This is a genomic window from Streptomyces sp. NPDC046303, from assembly GCF_055588085.1.
Map to the genome: position 1 here is coordinate 81,375 of NZ_JBVJFA010000018.1, position 10,419 is coordinate 91,793.

The following is a 10,419-nucleotide window of genomic DNA, read 5'->3' on the forward strand; positions in this document are numbered from 1 at the left end:
GACGCCTCCGGGGCCCTCACGCCGGCTCGATGTTCCCGACGGCGGTCGTGAACTCCCGCCCGGACGGGCCACGAACATAGGCGAGTTCGACCCAGTGCTCGACCCCGGTGGCGGACACGTTCTCGTTCACCACGGCCATCAGCACGCCCTCGACACCGGACGCCACGTCGCGGACCCGCCGACGCAGCAGCCGATGCGGCACGTACTCGTACCGCTCAGTCATCGGACGGCCCGTCGAGACCGCCGATGAACCGCTCCCAGCCGACGAGCGCCCGATCCAGAAGCTCGGCGCTGGGCTCGCGCGCGGTGGCCAGGCCTGTCCAAGGACCGTCCGGGGTGTCGATGCAGAGCACTCTGCGAGCGCGACTGTGAATGTCGTGGTGGGCCACCGGGGTCACTCCCTACCGTGGTCAGCGGATGATGGAGACACCATGACGGGCTAGAAGTCCGGTTGCGAGGGCTTTCATGCGGACTTCTGTCGCTGTATAAGAGGACTTCTCTACAGCCGAACCGGTGAATCGTGGCCCCCCGGAGGTCTTCCTGGGACAGTGGTCATCTACCCATAGCGCTATGGAGGTTGGAATGACCCGGCCGACCGGCAACACCCGGCTGCGAGCCGCTCGAATGGCTGCTGGCTACCGCTCCCAGCAGGACCTCGTGGACGCCCTCGCCGCCCATGGCGTCACCGTCGGAATCCGGCAGGTCCGCCGCTGGGAGTCCGATAACCCGCCCCTGCCGTACCCCGAGGTCCGTCAGGCCCTTACCGAACTCCTCGGCCAGGACCTGGCACAGCTTGGATTCATGCTGCCGAGCGGGGCAGCACCCGGCCGCCGCACGGCCGCAAGCGCGCTACCGCCCCCGAACCGTGGGCCCGTCCGGACCCCGAATGCGCTCCAGCCGGCCAGTTCCGCAGTGGACTGCCTAGCTGTCACCCGGGCTCACCGACGCCTGTACTGGACCGTTGCTCCCGCCACGCTTCACCCTGCCGTCAGTGCTCACGCGGCGCTCGGGGCAGCTCTGCTGGAAGCCACCGCAGGCCGTACGCGACTGACTCTGGGTGCGGCCCTCGCGGAGTCCTGGCTCCTCGCGGGCCGGATCGAGTTTTTCGACCTCCGCGAGCCCGATCGCGCGGGGGACACGTGGGTGCGCGCGCTCCAGGCCGCCGGGGAAGCAGATGACACACTGCTCGGCGCCGCCACCCTTGCTCATATGGCGTTCATCCCCGGATGGGCCGGGAACCAGCAGGCCGCGGCTGAGCGCATGGTGGCCGCGCGCACGTACGCCCGGCGCGGCCCGGCTTCTGCAGAGTTCCTGGCTTGGCTCGATGCGGTCGAGGCCGAGTGTGAGACCCGCTGCGGCGACACCAGGACCGCACTGAACCTCATCGCGCACGGGGAGGATCTCCTCGCGGCCGGAAGTGAGCACCCGAACCCTGAATGGATGGACTGGTTCAGCCCGGTCAGGCTCCAGGCGTTCAAGGGGAACACGCAGCTGCGTGCCGGGCATCTGCCGCAGGCGCGAGAGACCCTTCTGCACGTCCTGGAAGAGCTCCCGGCGGACGCCGACAAGCAGCGCACCGTGGTGCTCGGTGATCTCGCCGCAGTCGAGGCCGCGGCCCGCGCTCCGGAGGCAGCCGTCGAGTACGCACTGCGCGCTCTGGAACTCCTGGAAACACACTGGTACGCCACTGGCCTGGAGCGGGTGCGGGAGGTGCGGCGCGCGCTGGTGCCGTGGCAGCACCAGCAGAGCGTCCGCGACCTCGACGACCGGCTGTACGGGTGGGGCGCGGTGGTCAGCGCTCTCGCGCGTTGAACTCCGAGATGAGGCCCGGCAGTTCCGCCAGGCTTTCCACGCGGAACGTGGGCAGCGTGAGGGCCTCCTCGGAGGTCCACTGAATCGTGGCCCACGGGCCGCGGTGGATGAGCGCGGTGTGCATTCCGGCCTGTTTGCCGGGGCGGAGGTCGTTGTCGACGCGGTCCCCCACGTAAAGGATCTCCTGCGGCGCGAACGGCACCGCGGCGGCCACCCGGACGAAGAACTCCGGGTCGGGCTTGCTGGCGCCCCAGTCGTCCGAGGTGCCGATCAGGTCCACGTCGTCACTGAAGAGATCCCGCAGAATGCCGCCCGCGCGCACGGTCTGATTCCCGGCGATGCCGAGCCACAGCCCGTCGGCACGCAGCTTGGCGAGCGCCGGCCGGACGTCGGCGTAGAGGTCCGACTCGTCGAAGTGTTCCGGCTGACCGGCTGCGGCCCGTGCGTCTCTCTGCTCGTACAGGTCGAAGTGGGGCTGGAACTCCTGGAACACCTCACGGTAGTCGCGGCCTTGGGCGATGACGGCACCGAACATCGAGGCGAACGTATGACGCGGGACGCCGAGCCAGTCGGCCCACGTGCCGTACTCCCGCGTCTCGTCCACGAGGCATTCGCCGACGTCGAAAACCACAGCGCGAATCGTCATGCGGGCAGCTTAGGCCCCGGAGCCAAGGACGGCTCCGGGGCCCCGTGCGTCGAGGTCAGGCCAGTTCGCGCTTGAAGAACTCCAGTTCCAGGGCCATCACCCGCTCCCTCGTCCCGCCCGGGGTCATGTGCGTGACGCCGGGCAGGGCCAGGAGCTGGTGGGGGCGGCCCGCTGTCGTGAGGGCCTGGGACAGGCGCAGGGTGTGGGACGGGTGGACGTTGTCGTCGGCCAGGCCCGTGACCAGGAGGAGGGGGCGGGTCAGTTTCGGGGCGTCGGGCAGGAGGGAGTCCCGTTCGTAGACCTCGGGGTTGTCCTGGGGCAGGCCCAGGTACCGCTCCGTGTACGCCGTGTCGTACTGCCGGAAGTCGGTCGGTGCCGCGCCCGCGGCCGCCGCGTGGAAGACGTCGGGGCGGCGCAGTACCGCCATGGCCGACAGGTAGCCGCCGTAGGACCAGCCGCGGATGCCGACCCGGCCGAGGTCGAGGTCGGGGTGGCGGGCGCCGAGCGCGTGGAGCGCCGCGACCTGGTCCTCCAGGGTGACCTCCGAGAACCCGCGGTACATGGCGTGCGTGAAGGCGGGGGAGACGTACGGGGTGCCGCGGTTGTCGACGGTCATCACGGCGAAGCCCTGGTCGGCCCACCACTGCCGGGCCTGCCAGCGGCGCGGCTCGGCGGACACGTCCTGGAAGCCCGGGCCGCCGTAGCTGTCCATCAGGACGGGCAGCCGCCGCCCGGGGACGTGGTCGCGGGGGAGGACCAGGGCGGTGGGGACGCCGTGCTCGGTGACCCGCTCCAGAACCGGAACCACCCGGTACGGCAGCGGCTGGGACAGGTCGCCGGGGGTGAACTCCCGCCCGTCGGCGGTGCGTACGGTACGGCGGACGCCGTCGGCGTCGGCGGAGGTCAGCAGCAGGGTCCCGGCCGAGGCGGACACGCTGTGCACCCCGGGCCCGTCGGCGAGCGGGTTCGCCTCCCCGGTCGCGAGGTCGAGCAGCAGGACCTGCTGTTCGGCGGGGTCGCGCATCCCGGCCTCGACCAGCAGCCTGCCCTCGTGGACCCCGGCCACGCGGCGGACCTGCAGCCCGTCGCCGGTGAGCAGCTTCCCGTCCACCGCGAGGGCGCGGGCCCCGCCGCCGGTGGGGGCACCCCCAGCGGTGGCCGGGGGAGTGTCGGCGGCGGTCAGCATCCGCCCGTCGGGCAGGCGCGCCGGGGTGCCCGGAACCAGGGGGTCCACCCACTGCGGGTGCGTGGTGCGCGACAGCTCCCGGGTACGGCCGGTCGCCGGGTCGGCGGACAGCAGCAGCACGTTCTGCTGGAGCCGGTCCTGGACCGTCAGCAGGATCTCCTCGGGGGAGTCCCAGCCCGCGTCGGAGACGTACGGGTAGGTCTCGGCGTCCCAGTCGAGCCGTACCCGGTTCCCGTCCGGGCCCAGCACCCAGAGCTGGACGTCGGCGTTGGGCCCGCCCGCCTGCGGGTACGCGAAGTCCTCGGGCGGGAGCTCCGGATGCGCGGGGTCGGCGAAGTACCGCCGCTGGAGGGCGGATTCGTCGACGCGGGCGGCCAGCAGGGTGACCCCGTCGGGGGACCACCAGTGTCCGCGCGCGCGGCCCAGTTCCTCGGCGGCCGCGAACTCGGCGACGCCCCAGCGGGCGCCGTCGTCGGGGCTGACCCGGCCGCCCGGGGCGACGTACAGGGCGTCGCCGCTGACGTACGCGGTGCGGGAGCCGTCGGCGTTGGGGCGGGGGTCCAGGGCGGGTCCGGCGGCCGGGACCGGCGCGGGCCGTCCGGTCCCGTCGGCGGAGACCTCGTACAGCCGTCCGTAGAGCGCGAAGACGGCGCGCCGGCCGTCGCCGGAGAGCGCGTACGAGCCGATGCCGGCGGCGACGAGGCGTATCCGTTCGCGGAGCCGGCGCTCGGCGGCGGGGAGCTCGCCCGGCTCGGGGCACAGATCGCGGGGATCGGCACGGCAGGACTCGGTGCCGGTGGCCGTGTCGAGCACCCAGAGGCTGTCGAGGGGGTCGGTGGCGCCGGTGGACCGCAGGAACCAGAGGAGCCGTCCGTCGTCCCCGAAGGCGAAGGCGCGCGGGGCGCCGTACGTGAATCGGGCGGTGGTCGCGGAGAGCCTGAGGAAGTCATCCATGATCGTAGTGTGACATGTGAAATATCACATCGCCTAGGCTGTTCGAGTGGTGACCCTCCGCATGCGGGCTTAGCGTCGACAGGGTGGACCCGAACGCAACGCCGACCAGCACCGGGACCGACGGCAAGGTCCGAGGGAGCGGGAACGGACTCGCCCTGTTCGTCATCGCCTCCTGCCAGCTGATGGTGGTCCTCGACATCACCATCGTGAACATCGCCCTGCCGCACATCCAGACCGCGCTCGACTTCTCCACCGAGAGCCTCTCCTGGGTGGTCAACGCCTACACGCTCACCTTCGGCGGTCTGCTGCTGCTCGGTGGGCGCGCCGGCGACATCCTCGGCCGCAAGCGGGTCTTCATCTCCGGCATCCTGCTCTTCGGTCTCGCCTCCCTCCTCGGCGGACTCGCCCAGAACGCAGGCCAGTTGATGGCCGCCCGGGCCCTCCAGGGCGTCGGCGGCGCCATCGCCTCCCCGACCTCCCTCGCGCTGATCACCACCACCTTCCGCGAAGGCCCCGCCCGCAACCGGGCGTTCGGCGTGTTCGCGGGGGTCTCGGCCGGGGGCGGCGCGATCGGGCTCCTCGCGGGCGGCATGCTGGTCACCTGGCTCGACTGGCGCTGGGTGCTGTTCGTCAACGTCCCGATCGCCCTGCTCATCGTCGTGCTGGCGGCGAAGGTGATCCGCGAATCCGAACGCCACCCTGGACACTTCGACTTCGCCGGCGCGCTGCTGTCCACCCTCGGCATGGTCGCGCTCGTCTACGGGTTCATCCGTGCGGCCCAGGACGGCTGGCGCGACCCGTGGACCCTCGCCTCTTTCGGCGCCGCGGTGGTCCTGCTGACCCTGTTCGTCCTCAACGAGCGGCTCTCGCCCCAGCCGATCACCCCGCTGCACATGTTCGCCGACCGCAACCGGGCCGGTACGTACGGGATCATGCTGTTCCTCGCCTGCGCGATCTTCGGCATGTTCTTCTTCCTGACGCTCTTCGTGCAGATCGTGCTCGGCTTCAGCCCGCTGCGGGCGGGCCTCGCCTTCCTGCCGGTGAGCGCGGTGGTCGCGGTCGGCGCCGGCATCACCTCGCAACTGCTGCCCAAGTACGGCCCCAAGCCGTTCATGGTCGGGGGCGCGCTGTGCTCGGCGGTCGGACTCGCCTGGCTGACGCAGACCGACGTCCACTCGACGTACCCGGGCAGCATCCTGGGCCCGCTGCTGATCTTCGGCCTCGGCATGGGACTCCAGTTCGTCTCGCTGACGCTGATGGCCCTGTCCAACGTCCCCGACCGGGAATCCGGCGCGGCATCCGGCCTGCTCAACACCATGCAGCAGGTGGGCGGTTCGCTCGGCCTGTCGATCCTGGTCACCGTCTTCGGCACGGCCAGCCGCAACGAGGCCAAGGACCAGGTGCCGGGCTTCCTGCGTACGGCCGACCCCGGCCAGAAGGCGTACTTCGAGCGCACCGGTCAGTTCCCGAAACCCTGGAGCGACCAGGTGCTCACCTCGGGCATCAGTGCGGCCTTCGTCGTCGCGGCCGTGTTCACCCTCGTGGGGGCGGCCATCGCGCTGTTCGTCATCCAGGTCCGGCCCTCCGACGTCGAACGTCTGCAGGGCAACCACACCCCGAGCAAGGTCTAGCCATGGCCACCGAACTCATGAAACCCGCCGACCCGGCGGAACCGGGGCGACCGACGGAACCCCTCGTGTCGCCCGTCAGCTCGCACAACGAGTGGGACCCCCTCGAGGAGGTACTCGTCGGGCGGCTCGACGGCGCGCGGATCCCCTCCAAACACCCGGTCGTGGCCTGCAACATCCCGCCCTGGGGGGCGCGGCTGCAGGGGCTCGCCGCCGGCGCGAAATATCCGCGCATGCTGCTCGAGCCGGCGCAGCGCGAGCTCGATCAGTTCGTCACCCTGCTCCAGGACCTCGGCGTCACCGTCACCCGCCCGGACGCCCTCGACCAGGGGCGGCGCTTCGGCACTCCCGACTGGTCCTCGCGCGGATTCACCTGCACGTGTCCGCGCGACAGCATGCTCGTGATCGGCGACGAGATCATCGAAACCCCGATGGCGTGGCCGTGCCGCTACTTCGAAACCCACGCCTACCGCACGGTCCTCAAGGACTACTTCCGGCGCGGCGCACGCTGGACGGCGGCGCCCAAACCACAGCTCACGGACGAACTGTTCGAGGCGGAGTACCGCACCCCCGCGGCCGGCGAGCCGATGCGCTACATCCTCACCGAATTCGAACCGGTCTTCGACGCGGCGGATTTCGTGCGGGCGGGACGCGACCTGTTCGTGACGCGGAGCAACGTCACCAACGGCATGGGCATCGACTGGCTGCGCCGCCACCTCGGACCCGGCTACCGCATCCACGAGATCGAGAGCCGCTGCCGCACACCGATGCACATCGACACGACGTTCGTCCCCCTCGCACCCGGCAAGGTCCTGGTCAACCCCGAATACATCGACGTCGACCGCCTGCCCGAGGCCGTGAGCTCGTGGGACGTCCTGATCGCACCCGAGCCCGACCCGATCGGCGAGCGCCTGCTGAAGATCACGTCCATGTGCGGCAAATGGCTCAGCATGAACGTCCTCATGATCGACGAACACCGGGTGATCGCGGAGCGGCACCACACCGGGATGCTGCGCGCACTCGAGAGGTGGGGATTCGAACCGATCCCGTGCGACATGCTGCACTACGCGCCGTTCGCGGGCTCGTTCCACTGCGCCACCCTCGACGTCCGGCGCCGCGGCACGCTCGAGTCGTACGTCGACTGACGGCCGGCCGGCGAGTGGTGAGACCGCGGTCTGACTGCACTGCGGCCCTGCTCTGACCAGGCACCCAGGCGTTCGGCCCCCGCCTGCACAACGTCAGCACCACACCTCGTCACCCCACTTCTGTCAGGGCGCGTTGATCCCGAGGGTCTGGTTGGTGTTGTTCGTCGCCCCGGGGCTGTGCAGGTTGTTGTTCGTGCTGATGTTGTTGAAGGCCGTGAGGACCCCGTTGATGTTGATGGGGAGGACCGACCCGCCGCCTCCGTTGCCGTTGCCGTTGCCGTTGCCGTTCCCGTTGGGGCAGGTGTCGCCCGTGATGCGGGTGGGGTCGCTCGCCGAGGTCAGGATTCCGTCCTCGGCTCCGCTGGCGGTGATGGTGTTGGTCACGACGGTGCAGGGAGCGTCAGGAGCGACATCCAGGGTGATGTCGAGCGTGAGGGAGGAGCCGGCGGGGAAGGTGAAGTCGCAGACGAATCCCGTCTCGTTGATCAGATCGACGGGGCAGTCACCACTGGGAATGACGCTGCCGGGCGGGGAGTCGATGACGAGAACGCTACGGAACGTGAGTCCCTGCGGATAGTTGTCCGTGATGCGCACCGGGCCGGTGGTTCCCGCGTCGCCGTTGTTGGTGATCACGACGTGGTAGACCCCCTGCCCACCGCGGACGAAGTTCCCCTCGTGGGTCTTCGTGACGGTGATGTTGGGCTGGGCGAACGCCGGCGTGGCCCCGGTGGTGAACGGCAGGGCGATGCTCAGCCCGAGGACGGCCCCGAGGGCGGACAACCGCCGCCTCAGCGTGTGCATGGACATCGTCAGTCTCCTGTCGGTGGTTCGCGTGGGACTACCTGCAGTACGGCAACGCCCTCCGGGCGGCGGGATCACGGCGTGCGGTGGCCGCTTCACCCGTTCGCCCCGGCATCAGTGGGAGCATTCATCCGACTGGTCGGTCCCGGCCGTTGGCGAGGAGGGGCTCCTCGCCACCTTGTGCCCCAGGATCGGAAACAGGCTCTAAGGGCTTTCCCGCAGGGCGTCGCGCAGCCGGGCCGCGTCCGCGCGGGTGTTCATCCGCAGGGCCACCCAGGAGCCGTCCGCGAAGACCAGGTCCACCCGGCACGGCCGCCGGCGCAGCCGCGGCACCCGGCGCACCGCACAGGCGGCGGTGTACGACTCGCGGGCGGGGTCGCCGCGGCCCCAGGGCGGCCGGACCACGACCTTCCCCGCCGCCGCGGCGAAGGTGCCGTACGGGCCCACGGTCTCGGTGCGCCAGTGCGTCCAGTGGAAGCCGTGCAGGGCCAGGGCGAGGCGGCCGGCCTCGCCCTCCCAGCCGCCCCGCAGGGCCGGGCCGTGGAAGAGCCGGCCGACCAGCCGGGCGGCCCGCTCGAACGGGTCGGCGAGCGCGGACACCGCGTCGGCCAGGTCGTCGGGCAGGGCCGTCAGGAAGCGGAAGAGGAAGAAGCCGCCGATCCGGTGGACGAGCCGCTCCGGGGCGGGCGATCCGGGCAGGTGCGACCGCGGGGGCCGCCGCACGCAAGGGGACAGTCTTCCCGGAAGCTCCTCGTCCATCCGGCCATGATGGCCGACGCCCCCGGCCAACCCGGCCAACCGCGGCCAACCCCGGCTAGCCGCCCAGGCGGCGTACCCGGCAGCGCGCCGGACCGTTCGGCCTCAGGGTGATGCCGGCGCTGACCGGGATCTCGGTGTCCACGGCCTCGAACTCGTACGCCCGCAGGATCACCGCCAGCGCGATCACCGACTCCAGCATCGAGAAGTGCTGCCCGATGCAGGCGCGCGGCCCGCCGCCGAACGGGAACCACGCGTAGCGCGGCCGGCCGGCCTCCGCCTCCGGGGCGAAGCGCTCCGGGTCGAAGCGCTCCGGGTCGGGCCAGTGCAGCGGATGGCGGTGCGTCACCCACGGCGCCAGGATCACGTTCGCGCCGGCGGGGATGGCGTGGCCGTCGATCTCGGTGGCGGCGACGGCGTTGCGGCCGATCACCGGGGCCGCCGGGTAGAGCCGCATTGTCTCCTTCAGGACCTGGTTGAGGTACGGGAGCCGGTCCAGGTCGGCGGCCTCGGGCGTACGGTCGCCCAGGACCCGGGTGATCTCCTCGCGGGCCCTGGCCTGTTCCCCGGGGTGACGGGCCAGCAGGTGCAGGGCGAAGGCGAGGGAGGTGGCGGTCGTCTCGTGCCCGGCGAGCAGGAAGATCAGCACCTGGTCGCGCAGTTCGGAGGCCGCGAACGCGCCGTCGTCCGAGCTCTTGGCGGCGGCGAGCAGCGTCAGCAGGTCCTCGCCGGGGGCGCCTGAACCGTCCGCAGAGGCGGGGTCGGTGCGGCGCCGCTCGCCGATGATCTTGTCGCAGACGGCGTAGAGCTCGTCCATCGCCGCGGCCGCCCGCCTGTTGGCCGGTGTCGGCCAGCTGCGCGGGACGTTGGCGGGGGAGTAGCCGCGGCGCAGCACGTAGTCCGTGATGACCGGAAAACACCGGTCCACGACGTCGACGGTGGCCTCCACGTCGGTGCCGAACAGGATCCGGGCGACCGCGCGCAGCGCCAGGTGCATCATCTGTTCGGAGACGTCGACCACGCCGTCCGGGGCCTGCTCCCAGGAGGCGACGACCGCCGCCGTCTCGGCGGCGACGGCCCCCGCGTACCCGTCCACCCGGCGCCGGGTGAACAGCGGCTGCACCAGCCGGCGCTGGCGCAGGTAGTCCTCGTCCTGACTGGTCAGCAGCCCGTTGCCGAAAGAGTCCCGGATCTCCTGGTAGAAGGGGTTGTCCTTGCGGAAGTTGGCCGACTCCGAGGCGAGCACCTGCTGAGCCCCCTCCGCGGAGAACACGCAGTACAGCTCGGCCCGCAGCCCGGGCGGCCCGGCGACGATCCGTACGACGTCCCCGTGCTCGTGCCGGGCCCGCAGATAGGTCCCCAGGGAGTCCGACTTCAGCTCGAAGAGCGACCCCACCAACGGCACCCCCGCCAGAGCCGGGACCTCCGCCCCCGCGCCCGTGCCCACCGCCATGCTGTCCACGCCCCTCGCTCCCGTACCCGTCGCCTGAT

General features: G+C 71.2%; 10 protein-coding genes. 3 read left to right on the top strand and 7 right to left on the bottom strand.

Annotated features, from left to right (window positions below; all coding sequences use genetic code 11):
- Window positions 1-16: 16 nt before the first annotated feature.
- Window positions 17-223 (bottom strand): hypothetical protein, encoded by a 207-nt coding sequence (locus ACZ6I1_RS20325; RefSeq protein ID WP_469289027.1) that lies wholly within the window; start codon window positions 221-223, stop codon window positions 17-19.
- Entirely contained in the window at window positions 216-389 is a 174-nt protein-coding gene (locus ACZ6I1_RS20330) for a hypothetical protein (protein WP_469289029.1), read from the bottom strand. Before ACZ6I1_RS20330 ends, ACZ6I1_RS20325 begins: the two co-directional genes overlap by 8 nt.
- Window positions 390-582: 193 nt before the next feature.
- Between ACZ6I1_RS20330 and ACZ6I1_RS20335 the strand changes: the two genes are divergently transcribed.
- Window positions 583-1,812 (top strand): transcriptional regulator, encoded by a 1,230-nt coding sequence (locus ACZ6I1_RS20335; protein ID WP_469289031.1) that lies wholly within the window; start codon window positions 583-585, stop codon window positions 1,810-1,812.
- Here the strand turns inward: ACZ6I1_RS20335 and ACZ6I1_RS20340 are convergent.
- Window positions 1,793-2,458, bottom strand: coding sequence for an HAD family hydrolase (locus tag ACZ6I1_RS20340; RefSeq protein ID WP_469289033.1), 666 nt, complete (start codon window positions 2,456-2,458; stop codon window positions 1,793-1,795). The genes ACZ6I1_RS20335 and ACZ6I1_RS20340 overlap by 20 nt on opposite strands.
- Window positions 2,459-2,513: 55 nt before the next feature.
- A complete protein-coding gene (locus ACZ6I1_RS20345; RefSeq protein WP_469289035.1) occupies window positions 2,514-4,598 on the bottom strand; it encodes a S9 family peptidase in 2,085 nt (694 codons plus the stop codon).
- A gap of 83 nt (window positions 4,599-4,681) precedes the next feature.
- Between ACZ6I1_RS20345 and ACZ6I1_RS20350 the strand changes: the two genes are divergently transcribed.
- Complete coding sequence (locus ACZ6I1_RS20350) at window positions 4,682-6,229, top strand: MFS transporter (protein WP_469289037.1); 1,548 nt, start codon at window positions 4,682-4,684, stop codon at window positions 6,227-6,229.
- 2 nt (window positions 6,230-6,231) lie between these two features.
- Window positions 6,232-7,371, top strand: coding sequence for an amidinotransferase (locus ACZ6I1_RS20355; RefSeq protein WP_469289039.1), 1,140 nt, complete (start codon window positions 6,232-6,234; stop codon window positions 7,369-7,371).
- Between the two features lie 123 nt (window positions 7,372-7,494).
- Here ACZ6I1_RS20355 and ACZ6I1_RS20360 read toward each other — a convergent pair whose 3' ends face one another.
- From ACZ6I1_RS20360 to ACZ6I1_RS20370, 3 genes are all read right to left on the bottom strand, one after another.
- Window positions 7,495-8,178, bottom strand: coding sequence for a hypothetical protein (locus ACZ6I1_RS20360; protein ID WP_469289041.1), 684 nt, complete (start codon window positions 8,176-8,178; stop codon window positions 7,495-7,497).
- A 198-nt stretch (window positions 8,179-8,376) separates the two neighbouring features.
- Window positions 8,377-8,931, bottom strand: coding sequence for a hypothetical protein (locus ACZ6I1_RS20365; protein ID WP_469289043.1), 555 nt, complete (start codon window positions 8,929-8,931; stop codon window positions 8,377-8,379).
- A gap of 55 nt (window positions 8,932-8,986) precedes the next feature.
- Window positions 8,987-10,381, bottom strand: a complete 1,395-nt coding sequence (locus ACZ6I1_RS20370) for a cytochrome P450 (protein ID WP_469289169.1) — start codon at window positions 10,379-10,381, stop codon at window positions 8,987-8,989.
- Window positions 10,382-10,419 lie beyond the last annotated feature (38 nt).

Bases quoted from the DNA above. Each gene is read 5' to 3' on its own strand.
- ACZ6I1_RS20325 (WP_469289027.1), bottom strand. From the start codon at position 223: ATGACTGAGCGGTACGAGTACGTGCCGCATCGGCTGCTGCGTCGGCGG.
- ACZ6I1_RS20335 (WP_469289031.1), top strand. From the start codon at position 583: ATGACCCGGCCGACCGGCAACACCCGGCTGCGAGCCGCTCGAATGGCT.
- ACZ6I1_RS20340 (WP_469289033.1), bottom strand. From the start codon at position 2,458: ATGACGATTCGCGCTGTGGTTTTCGACGTCGGCGAATGCCTCGTGGAC.
- ACZ6I1_RS20345 (WP_469289035.1), bottom strand. From the start codon at position 4,598: ATGGATGACTTCCTCAGGCTCTCCGCGACCACCGCCCGATTCACGTAC.
- ACZ6I1_RS20355 (WP_469289039.1), top strand. From the start codon at position 6,232: ATGGCCACCGAACTCATGAAACCCGCCGACCCGGCGGAACCGGGGCGA.
- ACZ6I1_RS20360 (WP_469289041.1), bottom strand. From the start codon at position 8,178: ATGTCCATGCACACGCTGAGGCGGCGGTTGTCCGCCCTCGGGGCCGTC.
- ACZ6I1_RS20365 (WP_469289043.1), bottom strand. From the start codon at position 8,931: ATGGACGAGGAGCTTCCGGGAAGACTGTCCCCTTGCGTGCGGCGGCCC.
- ACZ6I1_RS20370 (WP_469289169.1), bottom strand. From the start codon at position 10,381: ATGGCGGTGGGCACGGGCGCGGGGGCGGAGGTCCCGGCTCTGGCGGGG.